The organism is Pseudomonas sp., assembly GCF_030147005.1.
Classification (GTDB): Bacteria; Pseudomonadota; Gammaproteobacteria; order Pseudomonadales; family Pseudomonadaceae; genus Aquipseudomonas.
Map to the genome: position 1 here is coordinate 1 of NZ_JASLAW010000154.1, position 26,055 is coordinate 26,055.

Consider the following 26,055-nt stretch of genomic DNA (forward strand, 5'->3'; position numbering starts at 1 on the left):
GGCGCGAAGCGGCCCCAAAAATGGGACTGCTACGCAGTCCAGCGGGAGCAAGCTCCCTCGCCACAGGGACCGGTTCTGTCTTAACTGACTGGCATTAGGGCTTGCCCGCGATGGCTTCCTTAAGGCTTAAGGCAGCAGAATGGTTGACCCCGTCGTGCGCCGCCCCGACAACTCGGTATGCGCCTTCGCCGCCTCGGCCAGGGAGTAACGCTGGTTGATATCAATGCGCACCTTGCCGCTCTTGATCATTGAGAACAGATCGTCGGCCATCGCCTGCAAGTCCTTCGGATTACTCGCGTAGGTCGCCAGCGTCGGCCGGGTGACATACACCGAACCCTTTGCCGCCAGAATCCCGAGGTTCACCCCGTCCACCGCGCCCGACGCATTGCCAAAGCTCACCACCAACCCACGGGGTGCCACGCTGTCCAGCGAGGCCAGCCAGGTGTCCTTGCCGACGCCGTCATACACCACCGGTACCTTTTTGCCGTCAGTTAATTCCAACACGCGTTGTGCGACATCTTCCTTGCTGTAGTCGATTGTTTCCCAGGCGCCGAGGGATTTGGCCAGTGCGGCTTTCTCCGCTGAGCTCACGGTACCGATCAATTTGACGCCCAACGCCTTGGCCCATTGGCAGGCCAGGGACCCCACGCCGCCGGCTGCGGCGTGGAACAAAATGGTTTCGCCGCCCTTCAGCTCATAAGTCTGGCGCAACAGGTACTGCACGGTCAGGCCCTTGAGCATGGCGCCGGCGGCCTGTTCGAAGCTGATGTCGTCTGGCAGATGCACCAGATTGGCGGCGGGCAACACATGCAACTGGCTGTAGGCGCCCAGCGGGCCGCTGCCATAGGCCACGCGGTCGCCAACCTTGAATTGGCTGACGTCACTGCCCACAGCATCGACCACGCCCGCGCCCTCTGCGCCCAGTCCCGATGGCAAAGCAGGGGGGGCGTAAAGGCCACTGCGAAAGTAAGTGTCGATGAAGTTCAGGCCAATGGCTTCGTTGCGCACCCGTACCTGCTGTGGGCCAGGCTCCGCTGGCGTGTAGTCCACATATTCGAGCACGTCGGGGCCGCCATGGGCGCTGAACTGGATACGTTTGGCCATTACTTTCTCCTTGGGACGCATATACGAAGGTCCCTATCGGACTCCTAAGCTTGATCTTCGTCAACTGCGACGGCACCGGGTGCGGTGGTATCCTGTGCGCCCATTTGCCGCCGATGCCCAATGGCCTCGCGTAGCTTTGCCCGATTCAAGGTGATGCCATGACTACCCGCACCGAGGCTGTTAAAGCCTACCTGCTTGACCTGCAAGACCGCATTTGCAGCGCCCTGGAAACCTTTGAGACGGACACTCGCTTTATCGAAGACGCCTGGACCCGGCCTGCCGGCGGCGGCGGCCGCACCCGCGTGATTGAAAACGGTTCGGTCATCGAAAAAGGCGGCGTTAATTTTTCCCACGTGTTCGGCAGCGGCTTGCCTCCGTCGGCCAGTGCACACCGCCCCGAACTGGCCGGTCGCGGCTTCGAGGCGCTGGGTGTGTCGCTGGTGATCCATCCCCATAACCCTCACGTGCCGACTTCCCACGCCAATGTGCGCTTTTTCACTGCTGAAAAAGAAGGCGAAGAGCCGGTGTGGTGGTTTGGTGGCGGCTTTGACCTGACGCCCTATTACGGCAATGAAGAGGATTGCATCCACTGGCATCGCGTGGCCGAGCAGGCCTGTGCGCCGTTCGGCGCGGACGTTTACGCGCGTTATAAAGCCTGGTGCGACACCTATTTCCATATCAAGCACCGCAACGAGCCGCGTGGCATCGGCGGCCTGTTTTTCGATGATTTGAACGAGTGGGGCTTCGACACCTGCTTTGCCTTCATTCGCGCCATCGGTGATGCCTACATCGACGCCTACCTGCCGATCGTGCAACGCCGCCAGGCGATGGCCTATACCGAACAGCAGCGCCGGTTCCAGGAGTTCCGCCGGGGCCGCTACGTTGAATTCAACCTGGTGTATGACCGTGGCACCCTGTTTGGTCTGCAATCGGGCGGGCGTACCGAGTCGATCCTGATGTCGCTGCCGCCTCAGGTGCGCTGGAGCTACGACTGGAAAGCCGAGGCCGGCAGCGACGAAGCGCGCCTTACCGACTATTTTCTGCAAGACCGGGACTGGCTTGGCCTGACCGTGCCCAAGGCGGTTGTGTGATGGATCGCTATGTCGTATTCGGCAACCCGATCAGCCATAGCAAGTCGCCGTTGATTCACCGCATGTTCGCCGAGCAGACCGGTGAGCAACTGGACTACAGCACACTGCTCGCGCCGCTGGAGGATTTCACCGGTTGTGCCCGTGAGTTCTTTCAACACGGCCGTGGTGCGAATGTCACCGTGCCGTTCAAGGAAGACGCTTTCCGGCTGGCCGACACCCTCACCGAGCGCGCTCAACGCGCCGGTGCGGTGAATACCCTGAGCAAGCTGGCAGATGGCACGTTGCTGGGTGATAACACGGATGGCGCAGGCTTGGTGCGCGACCTGAAGGTAAACGCCGGGCTGAACCTGCAAGGCAAGCGCATCCTGCTGTTGGGTGCTGGTGGCGCGGTACGCGGCGTGTTGGAACCGTTGCTGGCAGAGCAGCCAGCCTCGCTGATTATCGCCAATCGCACCGTGGAAAAAGCCGAAGCGCTGGCCGAGCTGTTCGACGACATGGGGCCGGTGTCCGCCAGTGGTTTCGATTGGCTGCGCGAGCCGGTGGACGTGATTATCAACGCCACCTCCGCCAGCCTGACAGGCGACGTACCGCCGATTGCGGGCAGTTTGATCGAACCGGGCAAGACGTTCTGCTACGACATGATGTACGCCAAGGAGCCGACCGCCTTCTGCCGCTGGGCAACTGAACAGGGCGCAGCGGTAGCGATGGACGGCCTGGGCATGCTGGTTGAACAGGCGGCCGAAGCGTTCTGCCTGTGGCGCGGTGTGCGCCCGGCGTCTGCCCCGGTGTTGGCTGAGTTGCGCAGGCTATTGGCCTGACACGCATAAAACTGAGGTGGGCTGTTCTGTAGGAGCGAGCTTGCTCGCGAAAAAACGTCAACGATAACGCGTGCTTTCTGAATGAACGCGGCGCCCGTAAGTTTTTCGCGAGCAAGCTCGCTTCTACAGAGCACAAGTCCCTCTTCGACAAATTCAGTCTTCGAAATGAATGGGGCACTTGTCTGGCCCTTCCAGCTTCTTCAACTCATCCACCACGTGCGGCCGGGCCCCGCGCAACGTCAAACTGCGTCCCAGGCCCTGCAACCGCCGCGCTTCCTGGTGCAGCATCTCCACCCCGGAGTAGTCGATAAAGTTGATCTGCTGCGCCTCGATCACCACTCGCTCGCCCTGCAACCGTTGCAGGCGCACTTGCAGGTAATGGCTGGCGCCAAAAAAGATCGAGCCCCCCACTCGCAATACATCCTCGTCACCGTCGCGCCATTGCTGAACACGGGGTTGCGAGGTGCGCTTGAGGTAGAAAAACAGCGACGCGAGTACTCCCGCGTAAATCGCCGTTTGCAGTTCCAGCAACAAGGTGGCGACACACGTCAGGCCCATCACCACGAATTCGGCGCGGCTCACGCGGAACAACGCGCGAATGCCTCGGTGGTCCACCAGGCCCCAACAGATCAACAGAATGCTCGCCGCCATGCTTGGAATCGGAATATGTGCGATCAGCCCGGCGCCAAACAGTGCGAACAGTGCCACCCAGAGCGCCGAAAACACGCCGGCCAGTGGCGAGCGGGCACCCGCTTCATAACTGAGGCCGGAACGGGTGAAGGAACCTGCCGACAAATACCCGGAGAAAAATCCGCCGATGATATTGGATAAGCCCTGGGCACGAACTTCCTGATTCGCATCGAGCAATTGCTGCGAACGGGTCGACAGCGAACGGGCAATCGACAGGCTGGTCACCAGCCCCAACATGCCCACCGCCACGGCGCTCGGCAGCAGGCGCAGGATGGTATCCAGGTCCATTGGCAACGGGCGCAAGGGCGGCAGCTTGCCGATAAATGAACTGACCAGCGCCACATGCCCGAACAGCCCCGGCCACAGCCATGTGGCGAGGCTGCCCAGGGCCAGGGCGATCAACAGCGTCGGCCAGCGTGGCATCAGGTATTTGAGCAGCGCGCCCACCAGCAAGGTGCCCAGGCCCAGGGCGAGCGAGGCATGGTCCCACCCGCCGGCATGCTCAATCAGCGCCAGCAGGCTGTCGATGGCGGTGGCCTGGCTCGGAAGATCCAGCCCCAGCAGGTTAGGCAACTGGCCGAGGGCGATCACGACCGCAGCGCCCAGGGTGAAACCGAGTACCACGGAATGGGAGACGAAATTCACCAGCGCGCCGAAGCGCAGCATGCCCAGCAACCACTGAAACACCCCGGCGAGGAAGGTCAGCAGCAGGATCAAGGTGATGTAATCCTGGGAACCCGGCACCGCCAGCGGGCTGATACTGGCGTAGAGCACGATGGAGATCGCCGCTGTAGGACCGCAGATCAGGTGCCAGGACGAGCCCCACAGGCAAGCGATCAACACCGGGATAATGGCCGCGTACAGTCCGTATTCGGGTGGGAGCCCGGCGATCAAAGCGTAGGCAATCGACTGCGGCAGCGCGAGTACTGCGCCGCTGAGGCCGACAATGGCATCCCGGCCGACGCTGGCGCGAGTTTGGCGTGGGAGCCAGTTGAGGAAAGGGAAAAGCGTAAGCCGGGGCATCGCAGACTCGGATATAAAAAAGTTAGCCAGCGTATCAGGGGAGCTGGCTTGCCTGCAATGCCGACGCCACGGTGTACAGACAAACCGCGGTGATGCTATCGCAGGCAAGCCAGCCCCCATACGGATCAGCGGTTGGCTTTACAGTTTGGCTTTTACCGCCGGCAACGCCTCCTTGCCGTCCAGGGTTTTTACGCCCTCCAGCCATTTATCCAACACCGCCGGATTAGCCTTGATCCAAGCCTTCGCCGCATCCGCATTGCTGACCTTATTGTTCGCCACGTCAGCCATGATGCTGTTTTCCATGTCCTGGGTGAAACTCAGGTTGGTCAGCAGTTTTCCCACGTTCGGGCAGGCCTGCGCATAGCCCTTGCGGGTCAAGGTGTAGACGCTGCCGGTGCTGCCAAAATACTGTTCGCCGCCTTTGAGGTAGCGCATTTTGAGCTGCACGTTCATGGGATGCGGCGTCCAGCCGAGGAAGGTGACGAAGCGCTGTTTCTTCACCGCTCGCGAGACTTCGGCGAGCATCGCCTGTTCACTCGACTCGATCAGCTTCCATTGGCCGAGATCAAAGTCATTCTTTTTAATGATCTCCTGCAACGAGATATTTGCCGGTGCGCCGGAGCCGATGCCGTAGATCTTCTTGTCGAACTTGTCGGCAAATGTATTCAAGTCGGCAAAGTCATGCACGCCGGCGTCCCACACATAGTCCGGTACGGCGAGGGTGAACTCGGTACCGTCGAGGTTCTTGGCCAACTGCACGACATCGCCATTGGCCACGAACTTGTCATAGAAGCCTTGCTGGGCCGGCATCCAGTTGCCCATGAACACGTCGACCTGGCCATCCTTGAGCCCGCCAAAGGTAATCGGCACTGCCAGGGTGTCGACCTTGGCCTTGTAGCCCATGCCGGTCAGCAGAAAACCGGTGATGGCGTTGGTCGCCGCAATGTCGCTCCAGCCGGGGTCGGCCATTCTCACCGTTTCACAACGGGCGTCTGCGTATGCGTTGGCGCTGCTCAACGCCAGAACGCCCAGCACTACCGTTAACTTTTGCATGGCCTTCCCTCTTTATTTATTGGTTTTGGCAGGGTTGTGGATAACGTGCCTTGCGCTCCAGGTCATCGAGGTCGATATGGTTGCGCATGTACTGCTGACTGGCATCCACCAGTGGCTGGTGGTCCCAGCTCTTGAGCTTGCCCTGGGTCAGTGACTCGAATACCAGGCGACGGCGGCGTTGGCTGGCGAGCACCTGCTGATGGATCGCCGGGATGTCCCATTTGGCCCGCGCCTCATTCAAAAACGCCTCGAACAGTGGCCGATGTTGCGGCGACTGGCTGAGGTTCTCCCGTTCGTGCGGGTCGTTGTGCACATCGAACAACAGGCAAGGGTCGTCTTCGCTGTAGATGAATTTATAGGCGCCTCGGCGAATCATCATCAGCGGGCTGATAGTGCCTTCGGCCATGTACTCGCCAAACACTTCGTCGTGCCCGCCCTGGCCTTGCAGGTGCGGCAGCAGCGAGCGGCCATCCAGGGGCAGGCGCGGGTCCAGCTCGCCGCCGGCCAACTCCACCAGGGTGGGCAACAGGTCGGCCGTCGAGACGGCCTGGGTCACACGGTGCGCCGCAAATTGCCCCGGCGCACTGACCAACAGCGGCACGCGGGCGGCCATTTCGAACCAGTGCATTTTGTACCAGAGGCCACGTTCACCAAGCATGTCCCCGTGATCGCCGGAGAAGATGATGATGGTGTCATCGGCCAGGCCCGTATCTTCCAGGGTCTGCAGCAGCTTGCCGACGTTGCTGTCGATATAGCTGCACGCGCCGAAGTAGGCACGGCGCGCATCGCGGATCTTATCCACAGGCAGCGGCTTGTCCCACAGGTCATAAACCTTGAGCAAACGCTGGGAATGCGGGTCAAGCTCGTCCTGTGCCGGCGTTGCGGGCAAGGGGATGTCGTTGTCGTCGTAGAGGTCCCAGAACGGTTTTGTAATGGTGTACGGGTCGTGGGGATGGGTCATCGACACGGTAAGGCAGAACGGTTGGGCGCCGTCCTCGCGGATATGATCGAACAGGTATTGCTGGGCCTTGAACACCACCTCTTCGTCGAAATCCAGCTGATTGGTGCGCACGCATGGCCCGGCTTGCAGCACCGAGGCCATGTTGTGATACCAGGTGGGGCGCACATCCGGCTCATCCCAGTTCACCGCCCAACCGTAGTCCGCCGGGTAGATGTCGCTGGTCAGACGCTCCTCATAGCCGTGCAACTGGTCGGGCCCGCAGAAATGCATCTTGCCCGACAGCGCGGTGCGGTAGCCGAGGCGACGCAGATAGTGGGCGTACGTGGGCACATCGGCGGGAAAATCCGCCGCGTTGTCATAGGCGCCAATCTTGCTCGGCAGCTGCCCGCTGACCAGGGTAAAGCGCGAAGGCGCGCACAGCGGACTGTTGCAGTAGGCGGCGTCGAAGACCACGCCCTGTTCGGCGAGGCGGCTCAGGTTCGGCAGCTTGATCGGGGAAGGTCCGTAGAACGGCAGCATCGGCGCGGTCATTTGATCGGCCATGATGAAAAGAATGTTCTTGCGCTTCATGGTTTCTCGGCATTCCATAGGCGGTGTTTATGCCAATGAGCATGCGGCCCGCTGAACACGTGGTAAAGCCCATGAAGAACAATGCCTAGGATAAGCACAGCTTATGTATGAAGCGCTTGGTGACCTCTCCCTCGACCTGCTGCGCGCATTCGAAGCGGCTGCGCGCCAGCGCAGTTTTACCGCCGCCGCGATGGAGCTGGGCACCACCCAACCGGCCATCAGCCAGCAGATCAAACGGCTTGAAGAGCAACTGGCGATCCGCTTGTTCGACCGCATCTACCGTGGCATCGAATTGACCGACGCCGGCGCCCTGCTCTTCGAACACGTTCAAGCCGGCCTGCAAACCATCAACGTCGGCCTGAGCACCGTCACCCAGCAGGACCAGCACGAAGTGCTGCAAGTGGCCACCGACTTCGCCTTCGCCGCCTATTGGCTGATGCCGCGCCTGCATCGTTTTCACGAGGCCAACCCGCAGGTCGACGTGAGCCTGGTGACCAGCGAGCGCAACCACGCCAGCCTGCGCAGCGACATCGACGTGGCGGTGCTGTTTGGTGACGGACGCTTCAAGCAAGGCGACAGCCTTTGGCTGTTCAACGAGCAGGTGTTTCCGGTGTGCAGCCCGCAGTGGCTCAAGAGCCAAGCCAACGCGCTGACGGTGCAGACCCTGGCGGACTACCCCTTGCTGCACCTGCGCCAGGAAAACAACAGCCAATGGTTCGACTGGGCCGGTGTGTTTCGCGAGCTGGGTATCAGCACCGCGCCAACCCCTGGCCAATTGCGTTTCGACAATTACACGCTGCTGATTCAAGCGGCAATTGCCGGCCAGGGCGTCGCGATCGGCTGGCGGCACTTGGTGGATAACCTGCTGGAGCAGAATTGGCTGTGCAGGCCGATCAGCGACACGGTGGTCTCGCGCTTCGGCTATTACGTGGTGCAGCCCCAGCGCAAGCGTCGCGGGCAGTTGGTCGAACGCTTTGTCGACTGGTTGGTGGCGGAGCAGGCCAGCAGCGCGCAGTCATTGACCGGGCTGGCCCTGCCGTCGATTGCGGTCTAGGATCGGCGCACAGTGGAACCGGAGTCCGTCATGCAACGTATCAAGGGCTATCACGCCCATATCTACTTCGACGCCAGCACCCTCGACCAGGCACGCACCTTGTGTGAAGACGCGGCGGCGCTGTTCCCGCTGCGCATGGGGCGTGTGCATGAGCTTGCCGTGGGCCCGCACCCGGACTGGAGCTGCCAGTTGGCGTTCGAGCCGGAATACATTGGCGTGGTGCTGCCGTGGCTGGCGCTGCATCGCAACGGTCTGGTGGTGTTCCTGCACCCCGAAACCGGCGATGACCTGAAAGATCACACTGATTACGCGATCTGGATGGGCGCGATGCGCGAGCTGGATCTGTCGGCTTTTTAAACTGTTCAAGCGTACGCAAGCCGCACTTTCCCAAGAAGGCGTAGGACTTTATGCGCCACTCTCCCACTATATGGGACTGATATTTATATATTGAGATATTGCAAAGCATAGGTTTATATTCGCCCATCTGCTTTTTTCAGCACCCACTCATTTCAGGTGAAGCGATGCAGGCGCAATTGATCGCGCTCGATTGGGGAACCAGTTCCCTTCGTGCTTACAAACTAGGCCCCGCCGGGGTTGTGCTGGAACAACGCTCACTGGCGTCGGGCATCATGCATTTGCCCAGCGAACCGCGTGACATTGCCGGTGTTCGCTGCAGCAATGGCTTTGAGTTGGCATTCGATACCGCCTGTGGCGATTGGCTCGACGCCCAGCCCGAGCTGCCGGTGATTGCCTGCGGCATGGTCGGCAGCGCACAGGGTTGGAGCGAAGCGACTTATCGCAACACCCCGGTTGATGTGGCCAGCCTCGGCCAGGCGCTGCATAAGGTGCGCAGCGTGCGTGGCATCGATGTGCATATCGTGCCGGGCGTGATCGAACAGGTCGGCCTGCCCAATGTGATGCGCGGCGAAGAAACCCAGGTGCTCGGTGTGTTGCAGGGGCTTGCGAGCGAAGTGCTGATCGGCCTGCCGGGCAGCCATTCCAAATGGGTCGAGGTGGTCGAGGGGTGCATCACTCACTTCGACACGTTCATGACCGGCGAGCTGTTCGCGGTATTGAGCCAGCACAGTCTCCTGGGGCGTACCCAGAAACCATCCGAACATTTTCAGACCGAGGCGTTTGACCGAGGCGTGCATGTGGCGCTTTCGGCAGACGGCCAACGCGGCGTGCTCTCGACCTTGTTCAGTGCGCGCACCCTCGGCCTGACCGCCGAACTCACGCCTGAACAGCAGCCCGACTACCTGTCCGGCCTGTTGATCGGCCATGAACTCGCCGGTTTACCCGACAGCGCAAAACGCAAGCCGATCATCCTGGTCGGCGCCGCTGCCCTCTGCGCTCGCTATCAACGCGCCCTTGCGCTGTGCGGCTTCGCCCACGTCAGTTTGGCGCAGGAAGCCACCGAACGCGGCTTGTGGCAACTGGCCGTGGCGGCCGGGCTCACTCAACCTGTAACGGAGGCCTGACATGCTCAAAAGAGCACTCGCACAAAACGGTTTGATCGCGATCCTGCGCGGTGTGCGCCCGGACGAAGCCGAAGCCATCGGCCAGGCGCTGTACCAGGCCGGTTTTCGCGTAATCGAAGTGCCGCTGAACTCGCCGGACCCGTACACCAGCATCCGTACCCTGCGCGACAGCCTGCCCGCCGATTGCCTGATCGGTGCCGGCACGGTGCTGACGCCCGAGCAGGTCGAGCAGGTCAAAGCCGCTGGCGGCCAAGTGATCGTCATGCCTCACAGCGATGCCAAGGTATTGCGTGCGGCGAAAGCGGCGGGCTTGTATCTGTCGCCGGGCGTCGCCACGCCGACCGAAGCCTTTGCCGCACTGGCCGAGGGCGCCGATGTATTGAAGCTGTTCCCGGCCGAGCAAATGGGCCCGGCGGTGATCAAGGCGTGGCTCGCGGTATTGCCGGCGGGTACGTTGTTGCTACCGGTAGGCGGTATCACCCCGGACAACATGCAGGTGTTCACCGACGCCGGTGCCAAAGGCTTCGGGCTGGGGTCCGGATTGTTCAAACCGGGTATGTCCGTAGAGCAGGTTGCGAGCCGCGCCCAGGCTTATGTCGCTGCCTGGAAAGCCCTGAGCTGATTTCAAGTTTCGCGCCTGCTGGCGCCGCATCTATAAGAGAGACAACAGATGAAAATCACCAAACTGACGACCTTCATCGTCCCGCCGCGCTGGTGCTTCCTCAAGGTCGAAACCGACCAGGGCGTTACCGGCTGGGGTGAGCCCGTGGTCGAGGGTCGCGCCCACACCGTGGCCGCTGCCGTCGAAGAATTGTCCGACTACCTGATCGGTAAAGACCCACGCAATATCGAAGACATCTGGACCGTGCTCTACCGCGGCGGTTTCTACCGCGGTGGCGCTGTGCACATGAGCGCCCTCGCCGGTATCGACCAGGCACTGTGGGACATCAAGGGCAAGGCCCTGGGCGTTTCCGTCAGCGACCTGCTGGGTGGCCAGGTGCGTGACAAGATCCGCGTGTATTCGTGGATCGGTGGCGACCGCCCGGCGGACACGGCCCGCGCCGCCAAAGAGGCGGTGGCGCGTGGTTTCACTGCGGTGAAAATGAACGGCACCGAAGAATTGCAGTTCGTCGACAGCTTCGAAAAAGTCGACCTGGCCCTGGCTAACGTCGCTGCCGTGCGCGATGCGGTCGGCCCCAACGTGGGCATCGGCGTGGACTTCCATGGCCGCGTGCACAAGCCCATGGCCAAGGTGCTGATGAAGGAACTGGACCCGTACAAGCTGATGTTCATCGAAGAACCGGTGCTCAGCGAAAACTACGAGGCCCTCAAGGAACTGGCGCCGCTGACCAGCACCCCGATTGCCTTGGGCGAGCGTCTGTTCTCGCGCTGGGACTTCAAGCGGGTCCTCAGTGAAGGCTACGTCGACATCATCCAGCCGGATGCTTCCCACGCCGGCGGCATTACCGAAACCCGCAAGATCGCCAACATGGCCGAAGCCTACGATGTGGCCCTGGCCCTGCACTGCCCGCTGGGCCCGATTGCCCTGGCGGCCTGCCTGCAATTGGATGCGGTTTGCTACAACGCGTTTATCCAGGAACAAAGCCTGGGCATTCACTACAACGAGAGCAACGACCTGCTCGACTACGTGCGCGACCCGGGTGTGTTCGATTATGACCAGGGGTTTGTAAAGATTCCCAACGGGCCGGGCCTGGGCATTGAGATCAACGAGGAATACGTGATCGAGCGCGCCGCCATTGGCCACCGCTGGCGCAACCCGATCTGGCGTCACGCCGATGGCAGTTTCGCCGAGTGGTGATAGCAGCCTGGTGAAATGCGGTTAAACACTGTGGGAGCGGGCTTGCTCGCGAAAGCTGTCTGTCAGGCGGCTTATTCGCTGGCTGATTCGCCGCCTTCGCGAGCAAGCCCGCTCCCGCAGTTTGATCCGGTTTCTTCAGTCAGCTCAATTTCCGACCTCAATAAACACAAGAAGAGGCACCCCCCATGCACCCTGAATCCCTCACCGGACAGGCTTCTTTAGTCACGCCTAGCCGAAAGCGCTTCTTCATCATGGTGCTGTTGTTCATCACCGTGGTGATCAACTACCTCGACCGCAGCAACCTGTCGATTGCCGCCCCTGCGCTGACCAGCGAGCTGGGCATCGACCCGGTACATGTCGGGCTGATTTTCTCGGCGTTCGGCTGGACCTACGCCGCGATGCAGATTCCTGGCGGCTGGTTGGTGGACCGTGTTCCCCCGCGCATTCTCTACACCGTCGCCCTGCTGCTGTGGTCCATCGCCACCGTAATGCTCGGCTTTGCCGCAAGCTTCATCGCGTTGTTCGTGTTGCGCATGGCGGTTGGCGCCCTGGAAGCTCCTGCCTATCCGATCAACAGCCGGGTCGTGACCACCTGGTTTCCCGAGCGCGAGCGCGCGACGGCGATTGGCGTCTACACCTCCGGACAGTTCGTCGGGCTGGCGTTTCTCACCCCCGTGCTGGCCTGGCTGCAGCATGCGTTCGGCTGGCACATGGTGTTCGTCGCCACCGGTGGCGTCGGCATTTTGTGGGCGGTGATCTGGTATGCCGTTTACCGCGAGCCCAAGGATTTCAAAGGCGCCAACGCGGCGGAAATCCAATTGATCCGTGATGGCGGCGGCCTGGTGGATATGCAGGCACAAACGGCCAAGGCGCCGTTCAGTTGGGTCGACCTGGGCATCGTGCTGAGCAAGCGCAAATTGTGGGGCATCTACCTGGGGCAGTTTTGCCTGAACTCCACCCTGTGGTTTTTCCTGACCTGGTTTCCGACCTACCTGGTGAAGTATCGCGGCATGGACTTCATCAAGTCCGGCCTGCTCGCTTCGCTGCCGTTTCTGGCGGCGTTCGTCGGCGTGCTGTGCTCCGGGATTTTTTCCGACTGGCTGATTCGCCGAGGCGCCTCGGTGGGCTTTGCGCGCAAATTGCCGATCATTGGCGGGCTGCTAATTTCCACCGCGATCATCGGTGCCAACTACGTGGACTCCACAGCCTGGGTGATTGCCTTCCTGGCGGTAGCGTTTTTCGGCAATGGCCTGGCGTCGATCACCTGGTCGCTGGTGTCGACGCTTGCACCTGCGCGCTTGTTGGGGCTGACCGGTGGCGTGTTCAACTTCATCGGCAACCTGTCGGCCATTGCCACGCCGATCGTGATCGGTTTCCTCGCCAGCGGTGATTCGTTTGCGCCGGCGATCACCTATATCGCAGTGCTGGCGTTGCTTGGCGCGCTTTCCTACGTGCTGCTGGTGGGCAAGGTCGAGCGCATTGAACTGTGAAATCAGGCGACCGAAAGGTCCAATGCCAGTCGGTTAAGCGCTAGAGCAGGCAACCGTCGGCCTGTGGCGAGGGAGCTTGCTCCCGCTGGGCGGCGATGCGGCCCCTGAAAATGGGACTGCTGCGCAGTCCAGCGCGAGCAAGCTCCCTCGCCACGGTAAAGCGCTCCTCCTTAACTGACTGGCATTAACCGTAAGGTCGCCTTTTTTTCAGCGTTTATGGCACGGACATTTCGTTGCGGAACATATTGTGCGGGTCCCAGCGCCGCTTGGTGCGGCGCAGGCGGCTTTCGATCATGAGGTCAGGCACGAAAATCTTGTACCAGTAGGGGTTTTTCGGATTGGCCGGGTTGCCGCCGACATGGGTCATGTCGAGGTCCGGGTAGTTGATGTAGCAGCCCTCGAACTGATCATTGAGCGGCACCCCATGATCATTGGCGAAGGCGTTGAAAAACAGTCCCTGAATCCATCGGGCGTGTGCCTGGTCCGCCGCCTCGCCGGCATCCTGCCAATAACATTGCGGTTGCCACTTCAGATAGGACGAGCGCTGGGAGGCCGACGACTCTTTGCGCACCGCCGCCGCAGCCTCGTTGATACGCCCGCCAAACGACTGGATTTGTATCAGGCTCTGGGTCAAGTGTTCATCGGGGTCGTCCAAGTGCAGCGTGTCCCAGATCGCCTGGAGCACCTGGGGCGTGAATTCACCCTTTTGATACGCAGATTTGTAGCGCCCGCGTAAATTGTCCCCCGAACCATTCAAGGTCTGCTGGCACACCAGCCAATCCAGGCGTCGCGTGGCCGCCAGCGCGTCCGCCAAAGCCCTGATACTACGCCCGCGCGCACCACCGCTTGGCCTATGCACGACGTAAAACGGCACCAGGCATTCGGTCGCGGGCAAGCCAATGGCATCGAGCATGGTGGTGACGAAATCTTCGAAAGGGGCCTGGTCCTCGAGCCCTCCGTCCCGATCCACATAGTGGATGCCTAGGGTCACATTACCGGTGTGCTGATGGCGCATTTCCAGTTTGGTGGCCAGTCCCCACGTGTCCGGATTGCTTTGGTTGCGGGCGAACCAGTCCTGGTAAGCGATAAGCAGGCCGTCGAGCCTGGACTTCTCGGTCAGCAGCGACCAATCCCATTCCAGCGCCAGCCAGAGCACTTCTTTTGGCGCCTCGGGCAATGCCTTAAAGTAGTAACTGGTGATGATGCCGAATTGACCGCCGCCCGCGCCGCAGCACGCCGCGAAGAGGTCGAGCTCGTCAGGGGCTGCGCTGTCACGCGAGACATGCACCGGCTCCAGGCCCGTGCCTTGTGCGTTGGGCACCAACATGTCCACAGCCTGCAGCCAGTCGCACACCAGGCCGTGTTTGCGCGACAGCAACCCATAGCCGCCGCCGCAAATATGCCCGCCCAGGCCCACCGAATAGCACGAACCGCCTGGCAGCGTTTTATTGGCCAGCTTGTACAACCTGACGTAGGCATCCCAATTCTGCGCCCCGGCCTCCAGGCGAAAGCTGTAGCGCTCAGGCCGCGCGGGCACCAGCTCGGACGCCAGTTGCCCATCGGCGGCGTAGGCCACTTGGTTGAGGGGGCTGATGTCCAGAATCGACAGTATCTCGTCGCTGTTGCCGGGCATTGTGTTGGAAACGAAACCTTCGTAGCAGTGACCACCGCTTCGAACCGTTATACGGCCGTGGGCGACCGCCAGCGCCTCGGCGGCCGCGTCGATGATGTCTTGGGGGCTGTGACAGATGTAGATGCGCGCCGCGCCGTTGGCCGACGACTCGCCCTGCACATTGCCCAGCGGCCAGCGCAGGTTGAAGCCTTTCTGCAAGGTTGAGTGACGGGGGTCTGAAGAGGTAATGAGATCAAATGCCATGATGTACTCCCGAGAGCCAAGAATGACTTCTGATGCAGCTAACTTAACGACCGGGAGGCAAGTAATGCGGGGCTTGCAGAGCAGTTAGACGGCAATAGGCATGAAGTGCTTGTGGCGTGACCAATGTCACCCCACAAGCCTAGCGCAAGAATACAAGCAGACGCCCTTACCGACGGGCGTTACGCACGCCTTCGGACAGCGCCGCGCAATGGCTCAATACACCATCGATCGCCTGCTGTTCGCTGCCGGCGCTGGCGATATGATCAATCAGCGCAGAACCCACCACCACACCGTCCGCCAAGCGCGCGATGGCCGCCGCTTGCTCCGGAGTACGGATACCGAAGCCGATGCTGATTGGCAGGTCGGTATGGCGACGCAAGCGCGTCACGGCCTCTTCGACGTGCTCCAGGGTCGCCGCACCGGCACCGGTCACACCCGCTACCGACACGTAGTACACAAAGCCCGAGCTGCCATTGAGCACCGTCGGCAGACGTACGTCGTCCGTGGTCGGCGTGGTCAGGCGGATAAAATCGATACCCGCCGCCTGCGCCGGATCGCACAGCTCGCCGTTATGTTCAGGTGGCATGTCCACCACGATCAGGCCGTCTACACCGGCTGCTTTGGCGTCGGCAATAAACCCAGGCACGCCATATTTGTGGATCGGGTTGAAATAGCCCATCAACACCAGCGGCGTATCGTTGTTGTCTTTGCGGAACTCGCGAACCATTTGCAGGGTTTTCGCCAGGTTCTGCTTGGCTTCCAGCGCGCGGATGTTGGCCAATTGGATGGCCGGGCCGTCGGCCATCGGGTCGGTGAAGGGCATGCCCAACTCGATCACGTCGGCACCGGCGGCGGGCAGGCCTTTGAGGATCGCCAGCGAGGCGTCATAGCCCGGGTCGCCTGCGGTGACGAAGGTCACCAGGGCGGCGCGGTTTTGTTCCTTGAGTTCGGCGAAGCGCGTTTGCAGGCGGCTCATCAATGTTTCTCCTGCTGAGACTGTTCCATATGATGCATGACGGTCTGCATGTCTTTGTCGCCACGGCCGGACAGGTTGATCACCATCAAGTGATCCTTTGGCAGGCCCGGTGCGCGTTTGAATACTTCAGCCAGGGCGTGGGCGCTTTCCAGCGCCGGAATAATCCCTTCCAGGCGGCAGCACTTGTGGAATGCCTCAAGGGCTTCATCGTCAGTCACCGAGGTGTATTGGACGCGGCCGATGTCGTGCAACCAGGCGTGTTCAGGGCCGATGCCGGGGTAGTCCAGGCCTGCGGAAATCGAGTGGGCGTCGATGATCTGACCGTCATCGTCCTGCAGCAGGAAGGTGCGGTTGCCGTGCAATACACCGGGTACCCCGCCGTTGAGGCTGGCGGCGTGCTTGCCGGTTTCGATGCCATGGCCGGCCGCTTCAACGCCGATGATCTCCACGCTGGTGTCATCCAGGAACGGGTGGAACAAGCCCATGGCGTTGGAGCCGCCGCCGATGCACGCCACCAGGCTGTCCGGCAGGCGGCCTTCCTGGGCTTGCAACTGGTCGCGGGTTTCCTTGCCGATGACGGCCTGGAAATCGCGCACCATCGCCGGGTACGGGTGCGGGCCGGCCACGGTGCCGATCAGGTAGAAGGTGCTGTCGACATTGGTCACCCAGTCACGCAGGGCTTCGTTCATTGCGTCTTTGAGGGTGCCGGTGCCGGCGACCACCGGGATCACCTCCGCGCCCAGCAGCTTCATGCGAAACACGTTGGCCTGTTGGCGCTCGATGTCGGTGGTGCCCATGTAGATCACGCATTGCAGGCCAAAGCGCGCGGCAACGGTGGCAGTGGCCACGCCGTGCATGCCGGCGCCGGTCTCGGCGATGATGCGTTTCTTGCCCATGCGCCGTGCCAGCAGGATCTGGCCGATGCAATTGTTGATCTTGTGTGCGCCGGTATGGTTCAGCTCTTCGCGCTTGAGGTAGATCTTGGCGCCACCGCAGAACTCAGTCAGACGTTCAGCGAAGTACAGCGGGCTTGGGCGGCCGACGTAATCGCGCTGGAAGTAGGCCAATTCTTCATTGAAAGACGGATCGATCTTGGCTGCTTCGTATTCACGGGCCAGCTCAAGGATCAACGGCATCAAGGTTTCAGCGACGTAGCGGCCGCCAAACGCGCCAAACAGGCCGTTGACGTCGGGGCCGTTGCGAAGATCGGTCTGGGACTGAGTCATGGGACGCTCCAGGAAAGAATGGGTGCGGGAAACAATGAGGTCCACTCTACCCCTGCCGCTCCAGGCTGAAAACCGATAAGATCGCCGCGACCTGTCAGGAAAACTCACACATGAGCCGAGACCTTCCGCCTCTCAATGCGCTGCGCGCGTTTGAAGCCACCGCCCGCCTCAGCAGCGTCAGCCAGGCTGCCGAGCAGTTGCATGTCACCCATGGCGCAGTCAGTCGCCAGTTAAAAGTGCTTGAAGAGCACCTGCGTGTCAGCCTGTTCATCAAGGAGGGGCGTGGCCTTAAACTCACAGATGCAGGGGCCAGGTTGCGTGATGCAAGTGCCGAGGCCTTTGATCGCTTACGTGGCGTGTGCGCCGAACTCACCCAACACGGCGCCGATGCGCCGTTTGTGCTCGGTTGTTCAGGCAGCTTGCTGGCGCGCTGGTTTATCCCGCGCCTGGGGCGCTTGAATGCCGACCTGCCCGACTTGCGTTTACACCTGTCGGCAGGCGAAGGCGATCTGGACCCGCGTCGTCCAGGGCTGGACGCCCTGCTGGTATTCGCCGAGCCACCTTGGCCGGCCGACATGCAGGTGTATGAGCTGGCAAGCGAGCGGATCGGCCCTGTGATGAGTCCGCGATTTGCCGGTCACGCAAGCATGCGTCACGCGCCTGCTTCTGCCTTGTGTGGCGAAGCGCTGCTGCACACCACGTCACGCCCGCAAGCCTGGCCCAGTTGGGCGCGGCAACACGGGATCGAGCCCGGCGCATTGAAACTCGGGCAGGGTTTTGAGCATTTGTATTATTTGCTGGAAGCGGCGGTGGCAGGATTGGGGGTGGCGATTGCGCCAGAACCGCTGGTGGCAGAGGACCTGCGAGCGGGTCGCCTGGTGGCGCCGTGGGGCTTCAGTGAAACCCCGGCGCACCTGGCGCTGTGGCTACCCAAGCGCGCCGCTGACGGGCGCGCCGGGCAGTTGGCGCAGTGGCTCAAGGCAGAGCTTATGCGCCAACCCGTTTAGTCGCCGCGTTTGCACAGCAGGTAAGCGGCCAGCAGGCCCAGTGCGCCTACAGCGACACCGGCAGTGGTCCACGGGTGCTCTTGTGCGTAGTCGCGAGTCGCAACACCGGTTTCGCGGATTTTGACTTTGCTTTCTTCGTAGGCATCGCTGATCAGGTGGCGAGAGTGCTTGAGGGCATTCTCGGCATTGCTTTTCAGGGCCTTCAGCGTTTTGCGCGACTCATCGGATGCGTCGTCCTTGAGGCTCTCAAGGGATTTGAGCAGGCTCGAAATCTCGGCTTCCATGCTTTCCAGCGACGCTTTGCGTAAAGAAGTGTTGGCCATGTGGACATCTCCTGAAGTGATTGAGTGGCGTGTGTAGATACCGACTGCGGCCGCTTCAGAAAGTGCATTAAATCTGAACTTTCGTGGCCGAGCGGTCGCCTCAAGCAGTACGAATATTCGCTGCTAGTCTTGATTGATGACCCACAGGAGAAACGCCATGAGTAATCACACCTACAAGAAAGTCGAACTGGTAGGTTCGTCCACCACCACCATCGAAGATGCGATCCAGAACGCCCTGGCCGAAGCCAGCAAGAGCCTCAAGCATCTGGAATGGTTTGAAGTGACTGAAACGCGGGGGCATATCGAGGACGGCAAGGTCGCGCACTATCAGGTCACGCTGAAGGTGGGATTCCGAATTGCCACCAGTTGATCCGGCGCGTGGAACTTTGATCGCTGGCCGATTGCCATAACCTGCGCTACACAACGCGTGCCCTCACTTGTAAGCGTCGGCACGCTCTTTTTGACCAGCGCAAGGAAAGTATCGGATGAAGAAGTTTCTGTTAGCGGCAGGTTTGTTGAGCATCGCAGGCACGGCCCTGGCGGCGGGCAAGCCTTGCGAAGATCTGAAAAGCGAAATTGCCGCGAAAATCGACGCCAAGGGCGCTTCGGGTTATTCGCTGGAAGTAGTGGATAAAGGTGCTGCGGCCGATGGCCAACAGGTAGTGGGTAGCTGTGAAGGCGGCACCAAGGAAATCGTCTACAAACGCAGTTAATCCCGTGTTGCAGACATAAAAAACCGACGCAGGCGCGTCGGTTTTTTTTGCCTGGGGTTCAGCCCTTCATCACCTGCGCCAGCAGTTCGTAGGAATGAATCCGATCAGCGTGCTCGTACAGGTCGCAGGTAAAGATCAATTCATCGGCGCCGGTCTGTTCGATCAGCACCTGCAGTTTGGCGCGGATCTTCTCCGGACTGCCCACCATCGCCAAGCCGAGGAAACTGCCCACTGCCTCTTTTTCGTGGGGCAGCCACAAGCCGTCCATGGTTTTTACCGGCGGGCGCTGCACCAGGCTTTGCCCACGCATCAGCGCGAGGATGCGCTGGTACACCGAGGTGGCCAGGTACTCGGCCTGTTCATCGGTGTCGGCGGCGACCAGCGGAATGCCGAGCATTACGTAGGGCTTGTCCAGCACGGCCGACGGCTTGAAGTGATTGCGGTACACACGAATCGCTTCATGCATCAGGCGCGGTGCGAAATGCGAGGCGAAGGCGTAGGGCAAGCCACGCTCACCGGCCAATTGCGCGCTGAACAGGCTCGAGCCCAGTAGCCATACCGGTACGTTGGTGCCGGTGCCCGGTACCGCGATCACCCGTTGGTCGGGCGTGCGTGGGCCGAGGTAGGCCATCAGCTCGGCCACGTCTTCAGGGAAGTCGTCGGCACTGCCGGAGCGTTCACGGCGCAGCGCGCGGGCGGTCATCTGGTCGGAGCCGGGCGCGCGGCCCAGGCCCAGGTCGATGCGGCCGGGATATAAACTTTCCAGGGTGCCGAACTGTTCGGCGATCACCAGCGGAGCGTGATTGGGCAGCATCACCCCGCCGGAGCCGACACGGATAGTCGACGTCCCGCCGGCCAGATAGCCGAGCAACACCGACGTGGCCGAGCTGGCGATACCGTCCATATTATGGTGTTCAGCCACCCAAAAACGGTTATAGCCGAGCTTTTCCACGTGTTGGGCAAGGTCCAGGGAATTGCGCAGCGATTGTGCCGGGCTGCCATTGGCGCGTACGGGCACCAGGTCAAGGGTCGAAAACTTCACGTCGGACAGCGATTTCATAGCCTGCTTCTCCAATAGGGGCGCAGGCTTCTTGAACGAACCAAAACCTGCCGCTTCATGTGCATGGTCTATGCAATGAGGGCATATACCCGAGATTCAATAGCGGTCATGAAACTTCCTACTTAATTAGTAGGTTTTTCCGACAGGATGAACTTTGCCATGGCGTCTATCCTCAGAACCTTACTAACGCAAAACCACCGTTCGAGGAGAAAGCTATGAGTATCGTTAAAAAGGCATCCGCGCATTGGGAAGGTGATCTGAAGACTGGCCTGGGCTCCATTTCCACGGAGACTGGCGTGTTGCGCGAAGCGCCCTACGGCTTCAAGGCCCGTTTCGAAGGCGGCAAGGGTACCAACCCTGAAGAGCTGATCGGTGCGGCCCATGCCGGCTGTTTCTCCATGGCGTTTTCCATGATTCTCGGCGATGCGGGCCTTAAGGCTGACAGCATCGACACCCAGGCCGAAGTGACCCTGGACCAGGTCGAGGGCGGCTTTGCGATTACTGCAGTGAATCTGATTCTCAAAGCCAAGATCCCGGGCGCCAGCCAGGCCCAGTTCGACGAACTGAGCAAAAAGGCCAAGGAAGGATGCCCGGTATCCAAAGTGCTGAATGCAACCATCACCCTGGATGCCACGCTGGTTAGCTGATACAGCGGCACCCCTCGTGTGGAAGCGGGCTTGCCCGCGAATGCGGTGGAACAGTCGACATCTTCTGTGACTGGCACTGCGCATTCGTGAGCAAGCCCGCTTCGCGCTTTAGTTCTGCGTTAAATCAGAACTCGTGTTTCCCAGATGTGGTCCTATAGCCTATGCAGCCTAGACGCACATCCGTGCGCAATGCATTAGGGAGCTACACACATGAAACGTTTTGCTTTGGCAATCATCTGCGGTGTATTGGCCACATCGGCCGTGGCCGCGCCAAAAGATTGTGAAGAGCTCAGGAAGGAAATCGAAGTAAACATCCAGGCCAAGGCGATTCCGTCCTACACCCTGGAAATCATCACGGCCGAAGAAGCCAAGAATCATGACAGCGCCATGATTGTCGGCTCGTGCGAAAACGGCACCAAACGCATCATCTATCAGAAGAACAACGACTGATCAGATGCAGTTCACGCTGCGCTCTTCGGCCAGCAACTGACGCGCCGAGTCATACAGGCGGATGTTGGGCGTGAAGGCCAATGAGCGCCCTTCCAGTACATAGCGTTGGCCGGCCTGAAACCGGTCGTACTGCAAGGTCATGAAGCAGGTTCGATACATCATCTGGCTGAGCCCCCCCAAACCACCGCCTGCGGGTACTTCGAAGTCGAAGCGCACCATCAGTTCGTGGGGCCCGGGCGGCATTTGGAAAAAGCGCCCGTCGTCGAGGTATTTCCCGTCCAGGCGCTGGGCCATGACTAATTTGGCGCCCGGTGTCGGCGTGGTGAAGTCTACCCAGGCTTGCTGCGGGTCGACGGGGGGCACCGGCGTCGATGCGCAAGCGCTGAGCAGCACGGCGGCGAGGGGATACAGAAACTGGCGCATGGCAGGTACTCAACGCGAGGAGATATTTTGAGTATAAACACGCCAGCGCATGGAAAATTCAACTTCATTTCAAGCGCAGCAGTCCGGCGAACACATCACCCAGGAGCAGTGGCGGCATGATCAGGTATTTTCTTGCAGGGGTGATGGTTGTGCTGCTCGGCGGCTGCTCCAGCGTCAGCTATTACAGCCAGTTGGCGAGTGGCCAGTGGCACCTGCTGCGGGCGCGGGAACCGGTTGCCGAGGTGATCGCCGACCCAGCCCGTCCCCAATCGTTGCGCGAGCATCTCGTTCAGTCCCAGAAAGCCCGCGCGTTCGCCAGCGAACGGCTGCACTTGCCGGACAATCAAAGCTACCGGCTATACGCCGATATTGGCCGACCCTATGTGGTCTGGAATGTCTTCGCCACGCAGGAATTTTCTCTATCTCCTGAAAACCACTGCTTCCCCATCGCCGGTTGCGTCGCCTATCGCGGCTATTACAACCAGGGTGCGGCGCGTGGCGAGGCGGCATTGTTGCGCCAGCAAGGCATGGACGTGTCGATTGGCGGCGTCGAAGCCTATTCGACGTTGGGCTGGTTCAACGACCCGATCATCAGTTCGATGATGAACTGGGGCGATGAGCGCCTGGCTACGCTGATCTTCCATGAGCTGGCGCATCAGCGTTTCTATGTGAAAGACGATACGGAATTCAATGAGTCATTCGCCACGTTCGTCGAGCAGGAAGGCGCCCGGCAATGGCGTGCATACCGTGGCCTGGCGCCGCTGAGCAACGTGACGTTGAGGCAGCGCGACCAGTTTATCCAGCTGATCCTCGATACCCGCCAACGCTTGGAAACCCTCTATGCACGGCCTCTGGCGCGCGAAACCATGCGACAGGCCAAGGCGGCGGAATTTGAACGCCTGCGCATTGAGTATCGCCGGATGCGCGACAGCCAGTGGGGCGGCGACACGCGTTATGACGCCTGGATCAACCAACCGATGAACAATGCGCGGCTGTTGCCATTCGGGCTGTATGACCAATGGGTCCCGGCGTTTGCGGCGTTGTTTCGGCAGCATGGCGGGCATTGGGATGAGTTTTATCGAGCGGTGCAAGGGTTGGGAGGTTTGGCTTCGCAGGAGCGCAAGGCCCGTTTAAGGCAATTGATGAATGGACAGGGCATGGATGCGCGGATGACGTTTGACGCTACCAGATACAAGTAATATCTACGTAGTGCACTGCTCTGAGACGCGCTCAGTAGGATTTCCCGATCTTTACAGTCTCGGGTTGTCCTTATGCCTCCACTCCTTCATCAAAACACTCCAACGTTAATGGCGACCGATCCCCGCGGGCTGGCTGTGCGCACGGTCGCTTATCACCGGCCGACGGCTCAAGTCGTGGTCGAGGCGCGTATCAGCCGTCAAGTGTTCAGCTCAGCAGGTTTCGTCCTGGAGCAGTACGGGCCACGTCAGTCGATGGCAAGTGGCTCGGCAGGGGCGAAAAAAGCTTGTCGTGTGATGGTCTACAGCCTGAGTGGTCAGTCAATCTACAGCGATAGCCCGGATGAGGGCTGGCGGTTGACCTTACTAGGCGTCGCAGGTCAATGGGTGCACCGCTGGGACGGTCGCGGCACGCATCGTAAGTGTGAATATGATGCTTCGATGCGGCCCTTGGCGGTGTTTGAACACGCGGCGGATGACTTATCCGAATGTTGTGTCGAGAGGCTGGAATACGCAGGTGGTTCAACTGCTGAGGCTGTGAATAATCGTTGCGGTCGATTGGTGTTGCATGACGGGCATTGCACCAGGACGCGCTTTGAGCAGTATGACTTGCAGGGTCATGTCGTGAGGCAGGGCCGGCGCTTTCTTCGGGACATTGCGACGGTGAACTGGCCATTGCAGCCCGCACGACGAGAAGCTTTATTGCAGGATGAAGAGTTCGTGACGTCCTGGCACTTCAGTGCACTAGGGGAAGAACTTCAGCAGGTAGATGCAAAACGCAATGTGAAGGACAGTCGTTATGGAAGCACTGGTGAGCTATTGGAGGTCGGTATTACCTTGGCAGGCGGCATTCGTCAGGTCATCGCGGATGGGGCCGTCTACAACGCCAGTGGTCAGATAACGGCGCAACGTGCCAGCAACGGCGTGGTAAGCGAGTGGAGTTATGACGCACGCAGCCAGCGTCTGGAGCGATTGTCGTCGTATCGCAACGGGGCGAAGAAAGAGCTTTTGCAAGATCTGACATACACCTACGACCACGTCGGCAATATCATCCAGGTCGCCGATGCAGCCCAACCTATCCAGTGGTCAAGCAACGCTCAGGTCGCGGCTGTCAGCCGCTATGAATACGACACCTTATATCAACTGGTCCGGGCCAGCGGGCGCGAGAATGCGCAGAATACCGGTGGGCCGGCGCTGCCGATGCGGGCGGCATTCGGCGTCGCAGACGATAGCCTGTGGCGCAACTACACCCGGACTTATACCTACGACGCTGATGGCAACCTGGAGAAGCTGCAGCACGTGCCCAGCAGCGGGAGCGGTTACACGCGAACGATGAACGTGGCGAGTTTCGGAAACCAGAGTCTGCCCAGTACACACCCAGCCCTTGAGCCCCCGGGGTTGGGCAAGGGTTTTGATCTCAATGGCAACCAGCAGCAACTCGGGCGTGGACAGACTCTAAACTGGGATGTGTCTAACCGGCTGGTCAGTGTTGCTCTGGTGGCCCGCGACGATGCAGCCAATGACGAAGAGCTGTATGGCTATGATGCTGGCGGCCAGCGAGTGATAAAAAGTAGCCTGACCCAGGCGCGTGCGCTCACTCATCGCGCAGAGGTGCGCTATCTGCCGGGGCTGGAGGTACGGCGCGACAGCGCCAGTGGAGAATGGCTGAATGTCTTGAATATTGAATTCGGTCGCTACAGCGTGCGAATACTTCAATGGGAAAAAGGACGTCCTTCTGGTCTTGAGAACAATTGCGTTCGATACAACCTGTCGGACCACTTGGGCAACAGCACCTTGGAGCTGGATGAAAAGGTGCGACTGATCAGTCAAGAAAGTTACTACCCGTTTGGCGGCACTGCCTGTTGGGCGGCGAGAAGTGCCGTTGAGGCCAGTTACAAAATTCAACGCTACGGTGGCAAGGAGCGCGACGCTACTGGGCTGTATTACTACGGATTGCGTTATTACGCCCCCTGGTTGCAACGTTGGATCAGCCCGGACCCGGCGGGGGTGCTAGACGGACTGAATCAATATGTGATGGTTCATAACAACCCTATGAGCAGGGTTGACCGTCAAGGGATGATTACATCGCTGCCCACGGACTGGAGTTCGGCAGGTGGTGGTCGGTTTCCAAATTTTGGATTTGATTTGCTCAGAGGGGTTGGGCAGGGGATGGTGCTTGGCTCGCTTGCTGCGTCGGGGGCGTATCTGACGGGCCTCGCGGGGGGTACGAATACGTTTGGCACATTCGTGGTGGGCGGTGTGGGTGTCGCGGCGGTACGAGCCGTTTCGGAGGAACTCACCCATTCAGGTTGGGTGGGGTCGCCCTCTTATAGAAAGTTCGTAGCGGGTGCGCAGGCAGCTTCTGGTCTGTTGAATGCAGCGTATGCCGCGATGAACGATCCTGCTAACGCCACAGAATTAAGACAGCTTAATGAATTGTTTTTTTTGGGCGCGCAGCAAGGCGCGAGTCATCTGCGGGAAACCATGTCGGCGGTTAACTATTTCCATGGCAATTTAAACAGGATAAGTGTCATGGAACACTATCAGGGCAGAAGCAGCGTCCAGGCTGTTACTGCCAGAAATACATTGGATTCCGGCAGGCTGACAACGACAGGTTTAAAGCGACTGATGTATTTTCAGCGAAGTTTTCTGGAACGCTCTTCTGTAGAAGAAATTGCCCATACTTTCATTCATGAAGTAACGCACAGTGCGCTGGACACTCACGATGAGGGCGGCAGTGCGGCCACCGAGATGACGCTGCCGGCCTTCTTGAATGAGCTGCACGCAAAGGGCATTTCAATGGACCTGAATGCCGAGGTCAACGCTCACTATTTTTCCTTGTTGGGCGCATTGCACCTCAATAAAACCGATTACGGGAGTATCAGTTTTTTTGTGTTCGGGCTGGTTAGGGCCTGCCGTCAGGCAGGCCGTTGTTTTACCAGCTCGGTCTGGTAAATCGGTCTCCGTACAGGATCGCAAATTGATTCATTGCCACTTTCCAGTC

At 60.2% G+C, this 26,055-nt stretch carries 25 protein-coding genes; 15 read left to right on the top strand and 10 right to left on the bottom strand.

All coding sequences use genetic code 11. The features are described 5' to 3' along the window. Positions 1-126: 126 nt before the first annotated feature. Positions 127-1,104 (bottom strand): NADPH:quinone reductase, encoded by a 978-nt coding sequence (locus tag Q1V60_RS14010; protein ID WP_300631301.1) that lies wholly within the window; start codon positions 1,102-1,104, stop codon positions 127-129. A 158-nt stretch (positions 1,105-1,262) separates the two neighbouring features. On the opposite strand from Q1V60_RS14010, the gene hemF reads away from it, so the two are divergent. Both hemF and aroE read left to right on the top strand, forming a co-directional pair. Then, positions 1,263-2,195: an oxygen-dependent coproporphyrinogen oxidase gene (gene hemF, locus Q1V60_RS14015; protein WP_300631302.1), complete on the top strand. Its 933-nt coding sequence runs from the start codon at positions 1,263-1,265 to the stop codon at positions 2,193-2,195. Further along, entirely contained in the window at positions 2,195-3,013 is an 819-nt protein-coding gene (aroE, locus tag Q1V60_RS14020; protein ID WP_300631303.1) for a shikimate dehydrogenase, read from the top strand. Before hemF ends, aroE begins: the two co-directional genes overlap by 1 nt. A gap of 153 nt (positions 3,014-3,166) precedes the next feature. Here aroE and Q1V60_RS14025 read toward each other — a convergent pair whose 3' ends face one another. The 3 genes from Q1V60_RS14025 to betC form a co-directional block, all read right to left on the bottom strand. Beyond that, positions 3,167-4,726, bottom strand: coding sequence for a SulP family inorganic anion transporter (locus Q1V60_RS14025; RefSeq protein WP_300631304.1), 1,560 nt, complete (start codon positions 4,724-4,726; stop codon positions 3,167-3,169). Between the two features lie 138 nt (positions 4,727-4,864). Continuing rightward, positions 4,865-5,779 (bottom strand): choline ABC transporter substrate-binding protein, encoded by a 915-nt coding sequence (gene choX, locus Q1V60_RS14030; protein ID WP_300631306.1) that lies wholly within the window; start codon positions 5,777-5,779, stop codon positions 4,865-4,867. A 16-nt stretch (positions 5,780-5,795) separates the two neighbouring features. Then, a complete protein-coding gene (gene betC, locus Q1V60_RS14035) occupies positions 5,796-7,310 on the bottom strand; it encodes a choline-sulfatase (RefSeq protein WP_300631308.1) in 1,515 nt (504 codons plus the stop codon). 103 nt (positions 7,311-7,413) lie between these two features. On the opposite strand from betC, the gene Q1V60_RS14040 reads away from it, so the two are divergent. The 6 genes from Q1V60_RS14040 to Q1V60_RS14065 all read left to right on the top strand — a co-directional run bounded on the left by Q1V60_RS14040 (position 7,414) and on the right by Q1V60_RS14065 (position 13,154). Next, on the top strand, positions 7,414-8,364 hold the full coding sequence (locus Q1V60_RS14040) for a LysR family transcriptional regulator (RefSeq protein WP_300631310.1): 951 nt from the start codon (positions 7,414-7,416) through the stop codon (positions 8,362-8,364). Between the two features lie 30 nt (positions 8,365-8,394). Continuing rightward, the gene (locus Q1V60_RS14045) at positions 8,395-8,721 is read left to right on the top strand and encodes a DOPA 4,5-dioxygenase family protein (RefSeq protein ID WP_300631312.1); all 327 of its coding nucleotides are present in this window, start codon (positions 8,395-8,397) and stop codon (positions 8,719-8,721) included. A gap of 164 nt (positions 8,722-8,885) precedes the next feature. Next, entirely contained in the window at positions 8,886-9,845 is a 960-nt protein-coding gene (locus Q1V60_RS14050; protein WP_300631314.1) for a 2-dehydro-3-deoxygalactonokinase, read from the top strand. 1 nt (position 9,846) lies between these two features. Beyond that, on the top strand, positions 9,847-10,467 hold the full coding sequence (locus Q1V60_RS14055; protein WP_300631316.1) for a 2-dehydro-3-deoxy-6-phosphogalactonate aldolase: 621 nt from the start codon (positions 9,847-9,849) through the stop codon (positions 10,465-10,467). 48 nt (positions 10,468-10,515) lie between these two features. Beyond that, a complete protein-coding gene (gene dgoD / locus Q1V60_RS14060) occupies positions 10,516-11,664 on the top strand; it encodes a galactonate dehydratase (RefSeq protein ID WP_003170741.1) in 1,149 nt (382 codons plus the stop codon). 185 nt (positions 11,665-11,849) lie between these two features. Then, positions 11,850-13,154, top strand: a complete 1,305-nt coding sequence (locus Q1V60_RS14065) for an MFS transporter (RefSeq protein WP_300631319.1) — start codon at positions 11,850-11,852, stop codon at positions 13,152-13,154. A 214-nt stretch (positions 13,155-13,368) separates the two neighbouring features. On the opposite strand, the gene Q1V60_RS14070 is transcribed toward Q1V60_RS14065, so the two are convergent. The 3 genes from Q1V60_RS14070 to trpB form a co-directional block, all read right to left on the bottom strand. Next, a complete protein-coding gene (locus Q1V60_RS14070; RefSeq protein ID WP_300631321.1) occupies positions 13,369-15,030 on the bottom strand; it encodes a BBE domain-containing protein in 1,662 nt (553 codons plus the stop codon). Positions 15,031-15,196: 166 nt separating this feature from the next. Next, positions 15,197-16,006: a tryptophan synthase subunit alpha gene (trpA, locus tag Q1V60_RS14075; RefSeq protein ID WP_300631323.1), complete on the bottom strand. Its 810-nt coding sequence runs from the start codon at positions 16,004-16,006 to the stop codon at positions 15,197-15,199. Then, on the bottom strand, positions 16,006-17,232 hold the full coding sequence (gene trpB, locus Q1V60_RS14080) for a tryptophan synthase subunit beta (RefSeq protein ID WP_300631325.1): 1,227 nt from the start codon (positions 17,230-17,232) through the stop codon (positions 16,006-16,008). The genes trpA and trpB overlap by 1 nt, the downstream gene beginning before the upstream one ends. Before the next feature lie 110 nt (positions 17,233-17,342). Between trpB and Q1V60_RS14085 the strand changes: the two genes are divergently transcribed. After that, a complete protein-coding gene (locus Q1V60_RS14085) occupies positions 17,343-18,239 on the top strand; it encodes a LysR family transcriptional regulator (RefSeq protein ID WP_300631327.1) in 897 nt (298 codons plus the stop codon). Here the strand turns inward: Q1V60_RS14085 and Q1V60_RS14090 are convergent. After that, positions 18,236-18,562 carry a DUF883 family protein gene (locus tag Q1V60_RS14090; RefSeq protein ID WP_003170746.1) on the bottom strand — a complete coding sequence of 109 codons (327 nt, stop codon included), beginning with the start codon at positions 18,560-18,562 and terminating at the stop codon, positions 18,236-18,238. The genes Q1V60_RS14085 and Q1V60_RS14090 overlap by 4 nt on opposite strands. A gap of 157 nt (positions 18,563-18,719) precedes the next feature. Here Q1V60_RS14090 and Q1V60_RS14095 point away from each other — a divergent pair, with 157 nt between their 5' ends. Both Q1V60_RS14095 and Q1V60_RS14100 read left to right on the top strand, forming a co-directional pair. Then, positions 18,720-18,932, top strand: coding sequence for a dodecin (locus Q1V60_RS14095; RefSeq protein ID WP_300631331.1), 213 nt, complete (start codon positions 18,720-18,722; stop codon positions 18,930-18,932). A 115-nt stretch (positions 18,933-19,047) separates the two neighbouring features. Beyond that, positions 19,048-19,275 (top strand): DUF1161 domain-containing protein, encoded by a 228-nt coding sequence (locus Q1V60_RS14100; RefSeq protein ID WP_300631333.1) that lies wholly within the window; start codon positions 19,048-19,050, stop codon positions 19,273-19,275. A gap of 58 nt (positions 19,276-19,333) precedes the next feature. On the opposite strand, the gene Q1V60_RS14105 is transcribed toward Q1V60_RS14100, so the two are convergent. Beyond that, positions 19,334-20,335, bottom strand: a complete 1,002-nt coding sequence (locus Q1V60_RS14105) for an LLM class flavin-dependent oxidoreductase (RefSeq protein WP_300631335.1) — start codon at positions 20,333-20,335, stop codon at positions 19,334-19,336. Positions 20,336-20,550: 215 nt separating this feature from the next. Between Q1V60_RS14105 and Q1V60_RS14110 the strand changes: the two genes are divergently transcribed. Both Q1V60_RS14110 and Q1V60_RS14115 read left to right on the top strand, forming a co-directional pair. Continuing rightward, the gene (locus tag Q1V60_RS14110) at positions 20,551-20,982 is read left to right on the top strand and encodes an OsmC family protein (RefSeq protein ID WP_300631337.1); all 432 of its coding nucleotides are present in this window, start codon (positions 20,551-20,553) and stop codon (positions 20,980-20,982) included. 210 nt (positions 20,983-21,192) lie between these two features. Continuing rightward, positions 21,193-21,432 carry a DUF1161 domain-containing protein gene (locus tag Q1V60_RS14115; protein ID WP_003233678.1) on the top strand — a complete coding sequence of 80 codons (240 nt, stop codon included), beginning with the start codon at positions 21,193-21,195 and terminating at the stop codon, positions 21,430-21,432. Here Q1V60_RS14115 and Q1V60_RS14120 read toward each other — a convergent pair whose 3' ends face one another. Next, a complete protein-coding gene (locus tag Q1V60_RS14120) occupies positions 21,433-21,855 on the bottom strand; it encodes a hypothetical protein (protein WP_300631340.1) in 423 nt (140 codons plus the stop codon). A gap of 116 nt (positions 21,856-21,971) precedes the next feature. Here Q1V60_RS14120 and Q1V60_RS14125 point away from each other — a divergent pair, with 116 nt between their 5' ends. Further along, positions 21,972-23,054 (top strand): aminopeptidase, encoded by a 1,083-nt coding sequence (locus Q1V60_RS14125; RefSeq protein WP_300631342.1) that lies wholly within the window; start codon positions 21,972-21,974, stop codon positions 23,052-23,054. Positions 23,055-23,126: 72 nt separating this feature from the next. Further along, the gene (locus tag Q1V60_RS14130) at positions 23,127-26,006 is read left to right on the top strand and encodes an RHS repeat-associated core domain-containing protein (protein ID WP_300631344.1); all 2,880 of its coding nucleotides are present in this window, start codon (positions 23,127-23,129) and stop codon (positions 26,004-26,006) included. Positions 26,007-26,055: the final 49 nt, after the last annotated feature.